This window comes from Cellvibrio mixtus subsp. mixtus J3-8 (genome assembly GCF_000766945.1).
Taxonomy (GTDB): domain Bacteria; phylum Pseudomonadota; class Gammaproteobacteria; order Pseudomonadales; family Cellvibrionaceae; genus Cellvibrio; species Cellvibrio mixtus_A.
Window position 1 is genome coordinate 1 of record NZ_ALBT01000084.1, and the last position, 21,259, is coordinate 21,259.

Here is a 21,259-nt window from a genome sequence, read left to right on the forward strand (position 1 = left end):
GAACTATTTATACTTTCCATTAACACGCTAATTCCATACTGTAAAATTAATTATTTTAAAAAGGTGCACTCATTCAAAAGTGCACTCAAGCAACTCAATAAGAGATGGGTATTCGACTATTGCTTATTAGCTTCCTCAAGGATGTTAATGATATTGGATATCCATAACTCCAACACTTTTTCAATGTTGTCGGGGTTATAGATGTTATCCCGAGCCATCCAGGTAAATTCATAACAATTTTGGTTAACGCCTACTTGGATATAGGAAGGCCACACAATAGAACTACGTTGCGACCCAACAAGTTGTCCTGCAGATTCTTTAGCGCCGCTTATTAAATGCAATGGAAGATTAGTATTTTTTAACTCGTCCATATTTCTCAAAGCCGGTGGAACAAAATTAATATTGAACTCGGCATTCCCAAGCGCCCTCAAATTTGACCGCAACTCTTCGTCTTCCGAAAGATGCCTGATGGCATTGAACGTCAATCCCGCATTTGGCATTTGTGCCAGTTGGTTGTGGTAATCAACAGCCTGCTCTAGTGGACTTTTGGAAAAATCAATTTCTGTCACGATAGGAGCCCAATCAGCAAACCAACCGATGGTTCTATCCACATCAACATTTCGTATAATTTTATCCCTTCCATTAACGATCATTTCAAAACGTACATGGGAAGATCCGTTAAAACCGGCAACCGCCGCAGTGAATGCTGAAAATATGACATCCGCACTTGTAACATTCTTATAAACAGCTGCACCATCGATCAGTGCTGCACTAAACTCTTTGGCGAGCGTACGGGTTCGGGAAAAATCATTCCCATATTCAGCCGGATTATTACCCATATTCTTCAGTAAACCATCAGGATAATCGATCAGTGTGCCGACCTTATCCCATTCACGGCTAGTCCAATATTCTATGTCACCATTTACCTCTGGCGAATTGACAAATTGGTGTAGGTAATTACCCCACTCAACTATCGTTTGAGTTTTGGGCAGAGGAGTAAACTCTACTTGTGCAACGTAAGATAAGTATCGAGTAAATATTTCCTGAAAGAAGATATTTACACTAAACCCATCCATAACAGAGTGATGAACCACCCACAGGAATCTGTCAGGCTGCCCTTTCGGACACTTAAACAATACAAACTTGTGGAGTTTTTTCGTGAGGTCCAGGCTTCCCTGAACTTTATTGGCAAACGCTTCAATAGAAGCAGATAAGTTTTCATCCTCAATAGAGGTGAAGTTAACAACTTCCATAACCTCAAGGTCATCCATGCCTAAAACGTTTTCTTTAACAGTTGCACCATCCAGATAATATACGTGCCTTAAACCTTCCTGTTCTTGTAACAATTCGGAAAGCGCACGCTGGAGGTATTCTTCATTTGCATCAACAATGTTAAATATAGTTCCCACATTCCAATGATTATTAAAATCACTTTTAAACAATAATTGCTTATTTGGAAGACTATATACAGTATCGCCTTCTTGATATTTATATAAATATGCAGCCTGGGTTACATGCTGTTGTGCATTCAGTGTTTCACTAACGCCAGCAATTGTTGGGGAATCAATAAGCTCTCTTACTAATATTTCATAGCCGGCTTTTTTCATTTTCGAAATAAGCTGGATCGCCAGCAAAGAGTGGCCGCCGAGATCAAACAAATTATCATGGATACCAATCTTTTCAACACCCAGTAAATCTTGCCAGATCTTAACAAGGTCTCGCTCAACATCATTTCTCGCTGCTACATATTCATTCTCAAGCGTGCGCGATGAGTAATTTACAGGTTCATCTGTACTTTCCGGTTTTTCTTTATCAATTTCAGCAGTAATTGAAATATCCCTTTTAGAAAAGAGTAACTGTGGAATATCACTAAATGTCAGTGCATATTCAAAAGTTTTTATACCTTCCATGGCTGATAATCCTGAGTTTGCCACCTCCTCAGCAGAAAAATCCCAACGATCCCAATTTATCGCTGTCCACTGCTGGTAGCCGTGTAAATTTTTCTGTTTTGCAAATGCATCCATATACGCATTCGCTGCTGCGTAAGCCGAAAAACCAAGGCCGCCCAATACCGATGCAAGTGTTGAAGTCAATATACAAAAATCAATCTCGCGATTCGCCAACACTTTATCCAAGGCATGTAATGCAATGACTTTGGTTTGATACTGATCCAGGAATTCCCGTTCGCTAACATCCTGGATAGGTTTTATAATTCCATGCGCAAGACCGGCAGCATGCACAACGCCGGTGATAGCGCCCAGTTTTTCCTCGATTTGTAAAAATATCGCTTCAAGCTGGACGCAGTCACTGACATCTACTTGATATAATTCAACACTGCGTGCTGAAGCAAAGACCCTTTCCAGCTTTCTTATTTTTCTGCTTGTCTTGTCTTTTTCGCCATGTTCCGAGCACCAATTCTCCCACTCTTCAGTTGCCGGGAATGCCGAACGGCTCAAGAGTGCTATTTTGGTATTTGGTACACAGGCAATAAATTCAGCAATATTTAATCCTACCTGCCCTAATCCACCGGTAATAACGTAAACCCCACCCTCACGTATTTTCCTGGTAGTGGAGGATGCATAATCTTCCTGATACGCATATTCAAAATTATGCAACCAGCGACGATGGTTCCTTAACGCAATATCATGTTCACGTTCAGCCAACAACAGTTCATTGGTAATATCGTTAATAACGCGTTTAATTGAAAAGCGATTATTTAGTTCTGCCGAATCTACATCTATTTGGAAGCAGCTAACTTCCGGACACTCAAGCTTCATTGCTTTTTGTAAACCGGTGATGGTTGCATTGGCAGGAGATATATCTTCACACCCTGAAACACGGTGTATGTTTTCCGAAATTATATTTAGCTGAATATTATCCAAGCGTTGGGCCAATATCGCTTTAACTAATTTTAATAAGCCTTGTATTCCCTGCTTTTGCGATTGTTCAAAAAGATCGACTGAAAATTCAGCTTGGGACCGGTGTGTTTCAGCAGGTGATAATCCCCACATATAAACCACTTGCCAGGGAGAATGCTCGTCGAGGATTACGCTCTTAATGAGCGCCTCAAAATCACCGCCACTATTTATATCAATAGAATAGTTATCTGCGGAAATGGAGGAGTATGCTGCACCCGCATAGACACAAATCACATTTTTTCCAGAGGTACGCAAGGCACTTACCAAGGCGTCGCACACTTCATTTTTGTGAACAAATATTAATACATTTTGATATTGGAATGAGTCTCCAACCGGCTTAGCATCAGGAAGTGCTTGCTTTTTCCAGCGAGAAACATAAGCCAATCCTTTAATACCTTTCTTTTTGCCCAACGCTCGTGATTGCAAATGTTTTTTTGCATCAATCCAGTAACGACTTTGAGAAAACGGATATGTCGAAAATGGTACACGCTGGCATTTATTGAACCGATGGAAATTCTTCCAATCAATATCTACACCCGACTGCCAAAGTTTACCGATAACTTCCAGTAAGTGAGCACCATCATCCAGCTCACTTTGTTGATGACGCGTCAAATGAGCCACAAATTTTCCGTCTATTCCCTGATGCCGCTTAACAAGAGAGGTCAGTGCATTGCCGGGGCCAACCTCGATGAAGAAATTTTTTGAAGCGGATGACAGATTGAGAATGCCAGAAGAAAACTCCACGGAATTCCGCAAATGATTCACCCAGTACGCAGGTGTTGTCACAAGTCTTTCCAATGCTGGCTTGCCACTTAGATTCGACATAAATGGAATGGTCATTTTTCCAAACTGGATATTTTCCCACGCCGTTTTAAATGTATCTAATATGTCATCCATCATATGTGAATGGAATGCATGGGAGGTATTAAGTTGTTTATTAACAATTTCCAATGCGGAAAGTTTATTTTTAAGTTGCTCAATATTTTCCTGAGGGCCTGAAACCACAATATCCGTTGGGCTATTTACAGCAGCTATCTCGCAATCAGTATCTTTCAATAGATCAGCCAATTGATTGCGCTCCAAAAGAACCGACAGCATGCAACCAGGTTTCGCTGACTGCATTAATCTCGCCCGTATTGCTATTATTTTCAGCGCATCCGCCAGGCTAAATACACCAGAGAGGCAGGCAGCTACATATTCGCCAAGACTATGACCAATCATCGCTGCAGGCTTAATACCCCATGACATCAATAATCTTGCCAAACAATACTCGACAACAAAAATTGCTGGCTGGGCATAGATGGTTTTATCAATATCATCCACGGCCTCACCATTTTGGGGATATAGCAACGCCCTGATATCAACACCGATTTCAGGCTTTAACAGCTCGCTGCATTTATCAAGCTCATTGCGGAAATAGGGTTCCTGTTCATATATGCCTTTGGCCATATTGACATATTGTGCGCCTTGTCCGGGAAACATAAATATTATTGGCAAGGAAGATCCAGCGTTAATCGTTTTCCGGCTCAATACATTTTTATCATTACTTAATAAATCTATTGCTTCATCATGCGATTCACAAACAATAAACTGCCGGAAATCATGGAATTCACGTCCAACATGAAGGGTGTACTCAATATTATGCAGTGAAAGCGCGTTGTTGGTTAAAAATTGGTTGATCATCTGCTGGCGCAAGTTTTCAATATCATTTTCTGTCTTGGCTGAAAGCAGCAACAATTTTTTATTTCTGTGTGAATTGGTCTCAGGAAGAGATTCATTTTCTTCCACAATCATGTGGACGTTTGTTCCACCAATCCCAAAGGAAGAAACCGCAGCACGCCTTGGCCGTCCATTATGCGGCCAATTTTTTTGCTCTACATTTATATGGAAAGGTGAGTTTCCCAAATTAATTTTAGAGTTTAAATTATTGAAATTAATACTTGGCGGCAGCTGCTTATATTTAATTGCCTGTATTGTTTTTATCAAACCGGCGATGCCGGCAGCAGCATCTAAATGACCGATATTTGCTTTAACGCTGCCAAGGGCGCAAGTATGGTTCGAGTTGTTGCCGAAACCGGCAGATAGGGCCGATATTTCAATCGGATCACCTAAATGAGTGGCAGTACCATGGGTTTCAACATAATCAATGGTATCAGGTTGAATGCCGGATTTTTGAATAGCATCGCGAATTGCCTTTGCTTGCCCGGGCATGCTCGGGGCAACATAACCGACTTTCTGATTACCATCGTTATTTATACCGATGCCTTTAATAACAGCGTGAATGGTATCTCCATCCATTATTGCTTTATCAAGGCGCTTCAACAACACCATACCCAAACCGTTGCCATTACGAGTACCAGCACCTTGCTCATCAAATGGCCGGCAATGCCCATCAGGGGAATATATTCCCCCTTCTTCATATAAGTATCCTTCAGGGTAAAACTGCGAGATAGATGCCGCACCAGCTAAAGCCATATCACATTTATTAGCAGTCAGGTTTAAACAAGCCTGTGCAATTGCAACAAGCGAAGTAGAACAAGCGGTGTTAAGGCTCAAGCTTGGGCCAGTAAGATTTAATTTATACGCTAATCGAGTGGCAATAAAATCTTTGTCACCACCCATTTTTACTGCCATCGCTCCCATAGCGGAGCGCAATTCAGTATTAGGTAAAATATTTTCCAGGAAATATCTACTATTACTGGCACCAGCAAAAACACCTATATTTCGCTCTTTGCTACAATCGCCATAACCACCGTGCTCTAAAGTTTCTAATGCGACCTCCAGCATCATGCGTAATTGCGGACAGGTAATCTCGGCTTCCCTGGGGGTAAATCCAAAATACGCTGCATCAAACATGTCATAACCATGGAAAACATGTCCTTTTTTTACATAGGCTGGATTTTCCAATACTTCCGGGTCAATACCCGCCGCCCTTAGTTCTTCGTCGCTAAATTCCTGGATAGACTCCAAACCAAGGCTTAGATTGCTCCAATATTCTTCGATATTTTGCGCATCAGGAAAACGCCCGGCCATACCAATGATGGCAATCGGAACATTGGGATCCAGTGACTCATTAGCTGCCGGGGTTGACGCCAGCTCTGCACTAGCATCCGCTTGATTGGCATGGGATGCAATTGCTCCAGCTAACGCATGTATTGTGGTGTAGGTAAAGATTTCAGTGACCGGGATATCAATTCCAATGTCATCCCTTATCCTTGCCTGAAGCCGTACAGCCAGCAGGGAATTACCGCCAACTTCAAAAAAATTCACATTTACACTGACTTCAGGAACATTCAATAACTCACACCATATTGTATGAATTTTTTTCTCAAGCTCACTGCCAGGTAACGCCGGGAAATTTTCTTTAAGTAGTGCTTCATCTGTTTTTGGTAATTTTCGTAGATCAATTTTTCCATTATTGGTAAGCGGGAAATCATTCAATACAACAAATATCGCCGGCACCATATAACCAGGCAATGCCGCTTTTGCTATACCCTGTAACTCATCAATCAATATTTTCTTCAAATGAGTTGTTTTTTCTGAGGCATCGCCACAATTTAAAAAATCGACAGCAACGTAGGCAACAATACGTTTGCTTTCAAGTTCTTTCTCAGTAACTACAACTGCTTTATTAACGTGTCGATGGGTATTTAAAACTGTTTCAATTTCACCCAACTCTATACGGTAACCACGGATTTTTACTTGCGAATCCATACGCCCCAGATAATCCAGGGAACCATCAGCAAACAATCTGACAATATCGCCTGTTTTATAAAATAATTTATTTTCATATCCTGGCAATTGGACAAATTTAGTATTGGTTAATTCAGGCTGATTGAGGTAACCGCGCGTTACGCCATCACCGCCAACATATAATTCACCAATACCGCCAGTAGGCACGCCCCCACCATGAGTGTTAAGCACTAACGCAGTCAGATCACACAACGGTTTTCCGATAAAACTTGCGTATTTCTGCTCACGGACGATTTCCGGCGTTATCGCAAGATAAGTAACATGTACGGTAGTTTCAGTAATACCGTACATGTTAACTAACAACGGGGAATTATAACCACGGCGATTAAACCAAGGCTCAAGTGCACTGAGATTAAGTGCTTCACCACCAAATATAATGTAACGCAAAGCGAAGCGAGCTCGCTGGTGTGCATCTTCCTGTAACAGGAAATTAAAAGCACCAGGCGTTTGGTTTAATACAGTGACTTGTTCTTGTAATAGCAAACCGTAAAAATCCACAGGAGAACGGGCAGTCTCATGAGAAACAATTACCAAACGCCCACCATGTGAAAGTGCGCCCCAAATTTCCCATACTGAAAAATCAAATGCATAAGAATGGAACAATGTCCAAACATCAGTAGAAGAGAATTCAAAATTGGACTTTGCAGCTTCCATTAACCGACTGACATTTCTATGCTCGACTAAAACACCCTTTGGTTTTCCAGTCGAACCGGATGTGTATATGACATAAGCAAGGTTCGCGGAGGTAAGCCCAAGCGCATTCACGCAGGGATTCTCTTCAGGCATATCCATGAGAATCGTGTTAAATTCATCATGATCAAGGCAAAGTGCATTACTTGCATTGATTGCGGGAACCCTATCCAGCAATTTATGTTGAGTAATGACCGTAACCAGGGAAGCATCTTTCAATATATAGTGGATTCGCTCTTCAGGGCTTTCCGGATCAAGGGGAACATAAGCTCCCCCCGCTTTAAGTATCCCCAGGATAGCAATCAACATCTCGAATGATCGATCCAAGAAGACACCAATCAATGTGTCAGGTTTTATAGCCCTTTGCGTAATTAAATAATGTGCCAACCTATTAGCTTTCCGATTTAGCTCTCCATAAGCCATAGACTCATTATTAAATGTTAATGCTACAGCATTTGCATTGATAGCCGCTTGCTGTTCAAACAACTGGTGAATACAGTCCTGTACAGGAAAAGACACATAATTTGCTTTTTGCTTTTTTAAAATTTCCCGCTCGACTTGCGATGAAATTCCGATTTGCAATACATTTTTTTCCGGTTCAGCAATAAGCGTATCTAATAGTACATTAAAATTTTCTGAAAAATTCTGGATAGTTTCCAGATTAAAAATATCTGAACTGTATTCCCAACCTAAATTAAATCCGTTTGCGGATTCACTGATATTTAAAGTGAGATCGAATTTTGCAGTATTACCTTCACCTATACTTTCTGAACTTAACGAGACACCCGGAATATTAAAATTTCCCTTTTCATTATTCTGCATGACCAACATTATTTGAAATATCGGGCTATAACTTGATGTTCGCTCCGGTTGTATCATTTCAACAATTTGGTCAAACGGAAGGTGCTGGTTTTCATAAGCAGCCAGCAGCATATTCTTGCTTTTTTCCAGCACTTGATAAAAATTGGGCGCGTCTGACAGATCACTGCGTAAAACCAATGTATTTCCAAAGTAACCAATCAAGCCACTAATCTCAACTTGGTCCCTGCCCGCTATCGGGCTTCCAATCACAATATCTGTTTCATTGCTATATCTTGCCAGCAAGATCGAAAACACAGCATGGATGCCCATAAATACCGTGGCCCCCTGCTTGCGACAAAAAGCACCGAACTGCTCAGCGAGTCCCACCGGGATGCTGCTTACCAAAGTACTACCTTTGAAAGTTTGGCGAACCGGGCGGGGGCGATCCAATGGAATATTATGGACAACAGGCAGATCACTTAATTGGGATCGCCAGTAACTTAATTGTTTAGTACATTTTTCACTTTTTAACCATTTTCGTTGCCATACAGCATAATCAACATATTGCAGAGGTAAAGGAAAAAGCGGATTGGGTGTATTAGAAATACAGGCGCTATATAGGCCACAAAATTCGTTGATTAATATCGCCATGGACCAGCCATCAGAAGCAATGTGATGCATGGTAACCACAAGAATATGCTCGTCGCTGGCCAGCTTTATTAGTTTGGCTCTCAACATCAAATCTTTTGAAAGATCAAATTGCTTGCTGGTCTCCTCTAAAATAATGCCCCCCATTAAAGAGGGGTCGCCAGCATTGCGAGTCAAATCCTTAATCGCAATATCATAAGGTACAGCCTGGCTAATAAACTGATATGGTTCACCGTCCTGATCAGTAAGAATAAAAGTTCGCAAACTTTCATGGCGCTCAATAATAGCGGAAAAAGCCTTATTGATTGCGTCTATATTCAACTCTCCTTTAAGCCTCAACACACCCGGCATATTATAGTGGGAGCCGCCATCAATTTGATTTAACAGCCATAAACGCTGCTGTTCAAAAGAGAGGACAAGTTTTTCCTCGGCGCGATTAGCACGAGGAATAATATTTAAATTAGGTTCATTTACCGATTGCTCTTCTAATAATTTAATCAGGGCTGCCTTATTTTCCTGAATAGATAGCTTTAAATCAGGTGTCATGGCATCTTTTTGTGCCCTGTATGCGAGCGCACCGTCTTTTAGATATAAATAAATGCCTTTTTGGGCTGCGGCAAGCAATATACGGTTAGGCATTAAAATATTCCTTCCTCAATAATTTCTTCATGTGTAATAGCAGCATTAGTGCTATTTAATTTAAATGCGTCAATACAAGCGCTAAGCGCTTCCAAAGAGCCATATTCGGCTAGATAATAAAATGGAATGTTTATTCCGATTGATTCATTTATTTGCTTTAGCATAAAAAAAGCATCAATTGCTTCTCCACCGAGAGCGAAAAAATTATCGTGGATACTAATTTTTTCCCGAGGAATATACTTCCTCCACACCTCACACATATATTTTTCTGTATCAGTTCGCGGAGAAAAATATGGGCTTTCGAATTTTTTTGGAGGAAAAGGCGAATTGGCCTCATTGGTAGCCATAGCACATGAGCTACTTTTACTGTATCTAAATTGCGCAGGAAGCGAGTTGGCCGGTAAAAATTCGCTGCAATAATCACTTAAGTTCAAAGATTTATTTTTATCATTAATTAAATTTTTTAACCGGTTCAACGACGAGAGACCATTCAGGACAGACTCATCATCCATCCAATCTACAAGACATGCCACTTCATTGACACCGGCATCCGCAAGGTCATGAACGATATGAGCGACGCTTTCTGGCGTACCAATCAATGCACCTTTTTGCACATAATGGTCAAATGCAAAATCAGCCATTCCCGCCAATGTTTTTTCATCTACATCCTCCACAGAAATCTTGGGATTTTTTAAAAGACGTAGAATTAATGATGCATGCTCTCTAATGTATGCCGAAAAAGGAGACCTGGCTTTATTTAGTGTCTCATCAATATTTTCGCCCAGGAACGTGTGAATCATAACAGTCACCCGCCCCTTCTCCACATCATGCCCCGCGGCCGCTAAAGCCTCTCGATATATTGCAACTTTTTCTTTAAGGTCTGCGATAGGCTGCCCCAACATATGCGTGAGAACATTAACACCTTGCCGCCCTGCTTCTCTAAATGCATCAGGGCTGCCTGCTGTGGTTAACCATATCGGTAACTTTTTCTGGATTGGCTTTGGAAATATTTCAATCTCAGCATTAGCTTGATTGCCATCTTTTTCCAATATGCGTTTTCCGGACCACAGATCGTATATCACGTTAAGTGATTCGGCGGTTACATCCCTTCTATTGGAAAAATTTTCTGGTGCCACAACAAAATCGCGAGGGTGAAAGCCGCTTGCCACGCCAAGACCAATACGACCATTCGAAAGGTTATCAACTACTGACCACTCTTCAGCTATTCGAACTGGATGCTGCAAGGGCACAACAACGCTACCCGCTCTCAGTTTTATCTGTTTGGTAACGGTAGCCAGGGCCGCATTCAATAATGCGGGTGTTGGGTAAAGGGCTCCCACAACACCAAAATGCCGCTCGGGAGTCCAAAGCGCTTCAAAATTATTGTTGTCGGCATAGATTGCAGATTTTAGGTACAAATCATATCTGTCGGTAACTTTGGATGATTCAGTACCAAAATAGAAAAGGCTAAAACCAATTTTATCATTAGCTGGACTATGGGATTTTGTTTCCTTAGTCACTACATCAGCAACCAGGTATTGTTTGGCATCATCTCCTAGCACGACAGACACTTTGGCTGTTTCTACATCAGGATGAGCACAAATAACGTCTTCTATATTTTTTCGATTTATCGAATGATGACGAAAACTAATAACGTCTGCAGTAGAATCAACCAACTCAAAAGTTCCATCATCCATCAACCGTCCTTTTTGCGACAAATGGTTTTGTCGAACAAGAGATGCCTGTTTGAATATATTCATTACAGGAATCTTTCTTGCTGGAACAGCGATTATTTGAGCATCGTAAAAATTGCCCCACACTCCAGCTGGAGAAATAATTTCGTCGTCATTTTTTAAAATTACATTTTTTGGATACAAGGGTTTACTGTATCGTTGAACACCACTATGCACATGCGCGCTCGATACGGGAAAGGCTAATCGCCAAATCTCGCCGGGGTTTCCATGGCGGAGCTCCAAAAATTCGGCATTTGGAAAGAGAGAAGTTAAATATCTATAATATTTACTAGCCGAGAAATCACTACTGAGCAACAACAATCTAAGGGATTGGGAGGCACAAACAATAGTAGAGGAAGTGACTGAACTTAATTTCTGAATATCCTCATGCGTAGCATTAAAAACACTAATTTGATTATCATTTACATAAGTCATCCATTGATTAACAGGCAACCCCTCATTGGCGATAACGAGACATGCCCCCACTTTAAAGGCCGCAAACAAATCAAATAAAAATAATTCAGAGTTTAATTTGTTAAATGATAAAAAATTATCATTTTCAGAAATTGAATAATGCGCACAAATTGTTTCAATAGTATCTATTGCTATTGAATTGCTGACGTATGATGATTTTTTTTCATCATCCAGGTTAAAAAAAGCAATAACATCATTCGGCGTGTTTACCGGCAGAATAGCCTTGTCGGCATTGATTTCAGATAAGCGATTAAACTCATCCAGCAATATTACATCAATTGATGACTGGGAATGCAGGGCGGAGTTTTTTAATGAGTCACTCAGTATTATCTTAACACCGATTTCCTTCATCCAGCGCAAGTAACTATCATCGATAAGTAAAGGGTCTACATTAATGTAACTGGCACCAGTTTTTAAAACGCCAAGCAATGCAGAAACAGTAACATCCGCCGCTGAAGAAACTATTGCAATCAGCGCTTTCGTATTACCTGAAATGCGATTTATATTTTCGGCAACTGCATTTGAGGCAGCCAACAAATTAGCATAACTAATATTCCGGGAATCACACCGCAAAGCAGTTTTTGAAGGGTTTTTTTCCACACAATCGGAGAAGAAATGATAAATATTTTGCCGAGGAACTGGCGATTCAATTTGCGGTGATGGGCTTACCGGATTTTCAGCGACACTACCTGCAAAGCCAGAGCTAACAACAGATACCAGATAGTTATCAAAGCTTTTTGATAATGCCCGGACAAAATCGTCTCTATAAACTTCAGGATTATAAATCCACTCCGCAGTAATACTTTCATCACGAAAAATCAATCTTAAAGAGAGATTGTGCGCGCCGCCACTTTTAATCATTTTAAAAAAGGATAGCGTTAGATTATTACCGCATTCGATATGGGAAAATTGCCGGAAATCCTGCACATCAAAGGCAACATCAGCAGCAAAACTGGAGTCATACCCAACACGTTCATTAAAACCTGGCAGTTGGCGACCGAAGCTAAATAGAAAATCCCGGAAATCTGGTCGTTGGCTAACATTTACCTCAAAAGCCGCTATCGATTCGTAGGGACCAATACTGCTGGAAAACTCATACCAATACCTATTTGGATCTGGTATTGCTATTGTTATTTTCTCGTTACCTGTAAGGCGCGATAAAGCAAGCAAAAATAAACCACATATTCCAACAAATGGCGAAACATCTGAACCAACGCAAATTGATTCAAAGCTATTAAATGTGGTCACTTCAATATCAGTATCAATGGAAACCTTATTACATAGATCAATCGCCAATTCAGGGGCCTGGCCAACAAGCGCAGAGCCTAAAGCTGGATTGCATAAGCGGTCCAAATATAATTTAGGTTCATTGGTAGAAGACTTACAAGAATCACCACTCTCAATCCATTTAATATATGCAGAGTAAGGAAAATTGTTAGGGGATGTATCATCGTAAATCGCGGTGCTGTTCGAATAAAATTCAAAAATTTCACTTACTATTAATGACAATGACCACATATCTGTTGCTATATTGTGCGCAGTCATTATAAGGAAATGGTGTTTATCACCTTGCTGCAACAACGTTGCCCGCAACATGAAATCATTAGCGATATCAATTAGCCTGGCATTTTCACGTTTAATGATATGATGGCATTGAGACAATTCATTGTCATGGGCTACAAGACATTCCAACTCAATGGAAAAGCCCAGGGGGCTAATAACCCTCCCTTCAATATCATTTATACGGTCTGTATATACAGTCCGCAAAACCACATGCTTTTCAAGGACAGCGACAAATGCATCGCGCAGCAATTGCTTATCGAGCTCACCATTAATTTCAAATACGAGTGTTGTATTTAGGTTAACCTTTTCTCCCAATATCTTTTGTAGCAACCAATATTCCTTTTGCTCCCTGGAAATAACGTGTACAGAATCGATAGATCCAGCCGTCAGAAACCCAAGAGAAGGTGATTTTATTTTGAATCGATCAGATGATAGCTTGCAAAATAGGGCGGGGTTACCTTCTTGAAAAGCACCATCGATCTTTACTAACGAATTCTTAATAAATGGCTGCCTTATAGCCAATTTTCCCACCGCAACATAAGAACAACTGTTAGCAAATTTTAAGCTACTAGTAGTATTTCCCACTATTCCCTTTATCCTTTAATTTATATGTAAATTTAATACAGCAATGTTTGATTATTTAAAAAGCTTGCTCTTTATTGACGAAAAAAAGCCAAAGAAGGAATTTCCCGCTAACAGCCCAAGCAGTATTGGCAAGAAATTATTATTATTTTTAAAAAAATAAAAAAGGACTGCAAAGAAAATGCAATTCAGCCCCAGCCAACTTAGGACATATGTATTCCTGAATATGGAATATTGTTCTTTCTGATGAGAGAGTGCAGCCTCTTTACTGCTAGCATAGCCCGGCGTTTCCAAGCCCTTGGTGCCCCAACTATTATCATGGGCATTACATATGGCGTACATCCAAATGGCAAACCACGATGCTGGTAATAAAGATATTGTCTGCACACTGTATTTCAATACCGGGAATAACTGACGCGCATGAAAAATCGCCGTAGCTAAAGGAATAACAGCTATATATGCAACGGCCATCATCAATGCAAACATCCATTCACCATTTTTGATAATGGTAACAGTGCAACTTAAAATAAATAATGTTTGTAAAAGAATAGAACCGACAATAATGCTCTTCGCTACTTTATCCAATTTTCCCCTGTAGCAGGCGATAAACTGAAAGATGATTGACGCTGACATAAGTAGTGATAACGTACTTATATATACTCCGGATATAGAGCTAGCCCCTTCTGCCTTTATTGCTATTTTAGCAAGTTCAACATAAGAATAAAGAATAAATGCAGGGAAAAACCAATCTTTAATAAGCAATAACAATTGATAAACCGAGGCAAACAACATCGACAACTTTTCATTAGCTGACAGGTTTTTACGTGATAAATAGTCGGACATTTGAGACAGAAAACTAATACGGCAGGCAAGATAACCATTACACCAACGTTTTCGTTGACGCAACAGCTCCTCAAATGAATGGCAATAATCCGTAATGGCTAACGAAGCCTTGGCAAATCCAAGTTTCCATTTAGACTCAGGCCTTGTAGCAATTTGCGCACAAAGAACACGATCCTCAGCTAAATATAAAATTGATTCCGAAGGCTTTAGTGCACCCAATCCCTTGAAATAAATATCCAATGGTTGGTCTAAAGCATCCGAATCACTGTTACTTTTTAATGCATCCCATCGGATAGCGCTAAACTGCCCCGGAATTACACTTAAATACCCACTGGCAACCTCGGCAGGCCATTCAACCAGCATACATTTAGCAAATGTAATAAATTGCCACATTTTTAAAAAATCTGAAGAACCATCCGGCGATGTAAGGTATATCCCACTTGCCACAGCGCCTATTGTTTTATCATCGTTGAAAACTTTCATAGTTTCGGAGATTGCAGTATTTACAGGTGCAGTACCCACATCCATTTGAATACAAAATGCAGGAGAGATGACCTGGCAGAAAACCCGATAAAACCACCAATGTGAATCGAGTTTTCCCGCATTTTTATTTTTAACTCCCACTAATAACTGGATTGGAGTGATCTCATCATTAACATGATGGCCAGAAGAATCCCGTGAGCCAAGACGCAAACTCTCCTTATAAATTACACCCCAATGAAGCTCATCAGTCGCACCATTTAAATGCCGGTTTGAAATTATTTCCCTGATCCTTTTCAAATGAATGTTTGCTTTACATATTTGAATACCGGTTGAACCATCATTTTCATTAAAGAAGAATCCGAAGTCCTCCAGGAAAATCCTGGTTGAACTTGCCAGTGCTTCCACTCCGTCAACGACGATACAAATCGTAATCCCTCCTGTATCAATGATGGATTCTTCGCGGAGCATAAATTCGATATTGTTTACGATAGCAGATAAAGACGAAATTAACGCTTCAACCGGCTCGTTATATATCGTAATGCATAAAGCAATTCCACCACCGTCGAGCTTAAGAAACTCAATATCATCAAGTGAGGTTTTTACTAGATTTAGATATTTATTGTCTTTAAAAAAATCAAACCTATTAACATGAGGTTGATCTTGTTCAACTATCAAACAATTATTTTCCTGATACATAGCAGTATTTTTAAATTCCGTTATAAAACTTTTTTGAGAATGTAGTGGAAAATTGGAAGAGTTATTGAAGTTCTTCCAATTCAGTGGCCATAATTAGAATTTTATTGGCTAATAAAGAAATTTTAGGGTTATTGAAAAGCTCACGAATACTAATATCAATACCTAAATCACTTTTAATAATAGAAAGAAGTTTTGTTCCTAGTAATGAGTTTCCGCCAATTTGGAAAAAGTCATCGTTTGTTCCAATCATACGTCCTGCCAAATTACGATCACCAAGCACAGACTCCCATATTTCGACCAGCATTACTTCAAGCTCATTTTCAGGAGCTACATAACTTGCTTCGAAAGCCTGGCTTATAGCATCAACAGGTGATGGTAATAAGCGTCGTTCGATTTTTCCCAATGTAGTAAGGGGCAGTTCATCTAAATAGACGAACGCGCTGGGAATCATATAAGCAGGCAATTTTAATTTTAGCTCTTCACGCAATTGAGCTTCATCAAGGCTTTTGTTAAACCAGGGATACGTGACCACGTAGGCAATTAAATGCAAATCACCTTTATTGAAATAGGTAGATATCACAGCGCTTTTAATGCTACTGAGGTCACATAACGCTTTTTCTATTTCAGCAGGCTCAATACGAAAACCATTTATATTTATCTGTGAATCTTTACGCCCGGCTATAATTATATTTCCATCAGGAAGCTGCCGCGCAAGGTCTCCCATTCTGTACAAACGCGATCCAGGCACTTTAGAAAATGGATTGGGAATAAATTTTTCAGCGGTAAGGCGTGGTGACTTATTGTAGCCTCTGGATAGCTGCATACCTTCTATATATATTTCGCCAATACCACCAACGGGAACCTGCGAAAGGTTTTCATCTAAAATATAAATAATCGTATTGGACAAAGCGCTGCCAATCGGCGTAGTAAACTCATTTTTTTCGTAGCCATATGGCACCCGGAAACAAGCGACATCAGATGTGGTTTCTGTGGAACCATAGAAATAACTGAATTGTACATTTGGTTGAAAATGCTGGATTCGTTTTATCAAACTATGATGCAGCACATCCGCCCCGATAAACCAATGTTTAATAGAGCTGATTGAGGCAAACTTTGCTGCATCGGTATCTAGCATAATTCGCAAATGCGCAGGCGAAGAGGCAGTAAATGTTACATTTTCACTATTTAAGGCATTAAGAAATGCAACCGGATTTTCCAGCCCATTCTCATCAAGAATGACTAGTTTCGCTCCGGCACAGAGCGGGAAAAAAATTTCCCTTTCAGCCCGTACAAAATTAATTGGTGTGGCATGCAGAACCGTATCTTCCGCATTGATTCCATATTCAGAGAGCATCCATTCAGTTCTATTAATGATACCTTCATGAATACCAACAACACCTTTGGGCTCACCTGTCGAGCCAGAGGTATAAATTATGTAAGCCGCATTGGAACCAATTATATTAACGGATAAATTTTTTACCTTATCGGCGTATCTAGACAAGCTGTTCTTAATTGATAAAAAAACAATATTATCGCTATATGAAAGCTCGCTCGCCTCTTCTCCGAGAATTACTTTTACTTCTGCATCATCGATTATATATTCACAACGTTTTTTGGTAACACTGGGCTCCAGCAATATGCAGCATGCTCCCGCTTTTAATGCTCCAAAAAAAGCAATTATCGTATCAACAGAGCGCTTGCAATAAATAGCCACTCTTGTCTCAGGCAACACACCATTATCAACCAATGCGTGAGCTAGACAGTTAGCTTTGCGATTTAGTTCTTCATAGGTCAGGCTATCAATACCGCAGACAACAGCTGTCGCATTCGGCACCATCTTTACCTGCCGCTCAAAAACCTGATGAATCCCAAAATGCCTGGGCAATGCAGAAAGTGCATTTTGATTGCCTTTGATTAACGATAACGGAATGGTTGGTGGCAATGGTATATCGCATATTTTCTGCGTTAAGTTTGATACGGCAGATGCAAGAATAGCTTTATAACAATCGGCTAAACGGCTAATTGTCTTCTGCTCAAAGAGGCATTTATTATAATTAAATCGAAATAGTATGCCCGCGTCACACTCAACTGCCGTTAAGCTCAGTTCTGCTTGAGCCAAATCTGTTTTTAATCCGTTCGATTGGTATGAGGAAAGGCTAAAGGAATCCAGGGTCAAAGAACTATCGGCTGCACCAAAATAGAAGGGTGCACTACCCTTAAGCAGGCTTTCCTGCTGCAAGGAAAATCTTACATTCGGAAATGTCATTCCCGCAGCCAGAGAATCATTTGTAAATGTATCCCTAATAATTAACTGCAAAGGGTATGATTTATTTTTAATAACATGAATAAAAGTGTTCTTTAATTTATCCAGGTGCACCTTAAAAGAATCATTGCCATTTACCTGGCTTCTAATAGGTTTTATATCGACGAAACAACCCACCGTTTCAGCAAACTTCAGAGGCCGCTCTGATATTGGGGAGCCAACAATTATGTCTTGCTCACCCATAAATCGATAAAGCAAAACTTGATAGACGGATAACAGAAACATATACAACGTTGAATTTGTTTCTAACAATGTTCGCTCTACTTTTTCAAATTGATCACGGGAAAGGTAAAAATCAAAATTATCCCCGGAAAAATCAAGCGTGGTTCCTCGAGGATGATCAATAGGAAGCTCTGTTAAACTTCCAGCACCAGCCATGTAATCACGCCAAAAAGATTGCATTTCAACGACGTGCGCACTATTGATAAGCGCAGCATTTTTTTGCGAAAACACGCTATATTGATTTATTTTTTGCAAATGTTTTTTAATTGAGCTTTGATAAGCTTGATAATAATTTGCTATCTTTTTAATTAACAATTGCACAGACCATGCATCTGCTGCGATATGATGAATAACAACATTCAATACATAATTATTATCAGCGACCTTATATAAGTAAATCCTGATAACCGGGTCATATTGCAAATTAATAGGTTTTAGGATATTAGCCTTTAATTCGACATCCAATTGATTGGCATTCCATAGGCTGGCATCTAAAAACCGAAAATAATCCTCGATCAGGAAATCACTTTTTACAATCTGAAATGGCACACCGTTTTTTTCAATATAAACCGAACGAAGAATCTCTTGCTCTTCGATTAGTTGCCGAACTGATTCCCTAAAATGCTCAACATTAATATCCCTTTGATTTTCACTCGATGACAGTTTTAAGGTTAACGACAAATTATAATTAGCGCTGTCAGGGTGTAGATTTTGAAGATACCAAAAACCCATTTGCTGATGGGAAATATTGTCATTGGCTACTGATGATGCAGAAACCAACAAACTTGCCGTGTTATTTTTATCCTTTATAGATTCTAATTCAGAGATATGCGTCATCAACTCCAGCAATGTTGGACCTGACAATAACCTTGACATGTCGTAGGCCACACCTTTGTCGGCTTCGATCCTGTATTGCAAATGCGCAGCCTTGAGCGAGTCCACCCCAAAGTTAACTATTGAAACATTCCAGCTAACATTATCAACATCAATATTCAGCTCGTTCAAAAACAATGATTTTACATATGCATAATTGTCATTATCTCCAGATGTTGCTGCGCTATATTCTTCTTTAATTTTTTGTTTGGCATCTTCTTCGTGCGCAGTAGCAAAAACGCCCTTCAAATAAGCCAACCTACACTCCGAGCGACGCACTTTACCGCTGGAGGTTATAAATATTTTCCCGGGTTTAACCAGAATGATTTCATCAAGATACAGACCATGAGACAAAAGAACAGCTTCTCGTATAAGCGTCTCGACATTAGCACCTTCCGCTTTCCTGACTGAACTTCTTTCCATCTCCTGAATTAAAATGATTTTTTGTTTTTCTTTCGTTTCCACTGAAAAACAAGCGCCTCTTCCAGCGCGCAAGTGTTTAGAGCTATTCTGTGCCGTAGTTTCAATATCCTGGGGGTAGTAATTTTTACCCCTTACGATAATAAGATCCTTAAGGCGACCGGAAACGTACAGTTGTTTATCATGTAAAAACCCCATATCGCCGGTTCTTAAAAATGTCTCATTTGGATCAGTGGAATTATTGATATGAGCATTAAAAGATGCGGCTGTTAAATCCGGATTTCCCCAATAACCCAATGCGACACTAGGCCCCTTAACCCAAATCTCCCCCACTTTATTGTTTTCACATTCGCGTAAGGTTTTCGGATCAACGATACGAATAGCGGTATCAATTCCTGCTTGCCCGCAACTCACAAGTGATACTGAGCTTTCGTTTGAAGCGCTAGTTTTTATAATGTGGAAATCTAAATTCTCACGCTCCAGATTCAATGCAACTGGCTGATCCGCTTTATTAACGCCGGATATCATCAATGTAGATTCTGCCATTCCATAGCATGGATAAAATGCATTATATTTAAACCCACATATTTTAAATGCATTAAAAAACCGCTCCAATGTTGTGGAATTGACAGGCTCAGCACCATTAAAAGCCAAATCCCATGAACTCAAATCCAAATGCTCTTTTTCTTCTTCAGTAATTCTGCTGACACATAAATCATAAGCAAAATTGGGAGCACCACTGGTGGTCGCTTTATAATTGGAGATCATTTCCAACCATGTAATTGGCCTGCGTAAAAACGTAACAGGAGACATTAGAATGGCAGTAGTACCCAAATACATCGGGTGCAGAATATTCCCTATCAGTCCCATGTCATGGTATTGAGGTAGCCAACCAGCGACGACCGAATTTCTGGTGTGATTAAAGCTTGAGAAAATCATTGATTGGTTATGGAGCAAATTTTCGTGCGATACCATAACCCCTTTCGGAGAACCTGTTGACCCGGATGTATATTGCAAGAACGCCAATTGCTTCAGTTGGAAATCAGGCTTCGCCCACAATATCTTTTTATCGGAAAGCACTTCACTAATATCGATGATACTTTCTTCATTCGCCAACACCTTTTGCACCAGCAAGGACTTGGTGATTTGTAATTCATTTTTTCCAATTAAGATAAACTCTGCCTGGCAATTATCTTTGATTGCTTTAAGGCGGATCCAGTCTTCTGCGCGCGCGCGCGGAGGATAGACAGGTACACAGACTACACCTGCATATAAACAGCCCCAGAATGCTTCAATGAACTCCAATCCCGGCGGGAATATCAGCAGCGCCTGAGAGTGCGCATTGGCTTGCTGAAGCCTGGATGCTATGGATTTTGCTTTTGAATCCAGTTCTCCGTAGGTTATCGAGGTACTGACCAACCCCTCATTAGTTAAAAACCTATAGGCAACATGGTCTGGTTTTACCTCAGCCCAGTGCCGGGCAATATCCACTAGGCTGGTTAATTCAATATCTTCAAATTGATGCTTACAACTACTGTAATTATTTTCCATTTTTTTAATTTTTCCATTCAATCATTCATGCGCTTAATTAATTTTTA

The 21,259-nt window shown here is 40.1% G+C and carries 4 protein-coding genes; all 4 read right to left on the minus strand.

Annotated elements, in window-relative coordinates:
* Window positions 1-116 precede the first annotated feature (116 nt).
* Entirely contained in the window at window positions 117-9,449 is a 9,333-nt protein-coding gene (locus tag A596_RS04745) for a hybrid non-ribosomal peptide synthetase/type I polyketide synthase (RefSeq protein WP_039913011.1), read from the minus strand.
* Entirely contained in the window at window positions 9,449-13,804 is a 4,356-nt protein-coding gene (locus A596_RS21895) for a MupA/Atu3671 family FMN-dependent luciferase-like monooxygenase (protein WP_084128042.1), read from the minus strand. Before A596_RS21895 ends, A596_RS04745 begins: the two co-directional genes overlap by 1 nt.
* A gap of 51 nt (window positions 13,805-13,855) precedes the next feature.
* The gene (locus A596_RS04755) at window positions 13,856-15,802 is read right to left on the minus strand and encodes a glycosyltransferase family protein (RefSeq protein WP_160280074.1); all 1,947 of its coding nucleotides are present in this window, start codon (window positions 15,800-15,802) and stop codon (window positions 13,856-13,858) included.
* An 82-nt stretch (window positions 15,803-15,884) separates the two neighbouring features.
* Window positions 15,885-21,212, minus strand: a complete 5,328-nt coding sequence (locus A596_RS04760) for a non-ribosomal peptide synthetase (protein WP_039913013.1) — start codon at window positions 21,210-21,212, stop codon at window positions 15,885-15,887.
* Between the last annotated feature and the right edge of the window lie 47 nt (window positions 21,213-21,259).

Coding starts and splice junctions, on each gene's coding strand:
- A596_RS04745 (WP_039913011.1), bottom strand. CDS start 9,449: ATGCCTAACCGTATATTGCTTGCCGCAGCCCAAAAAGGCATTTATTTA.
- A596_RS04760 (WP_039913013.1), bottom strand. CDS start 21,212: ATGGAAAATAATTACAGTAGTTGTAAGCATCAATTTGAAGATATTGAA.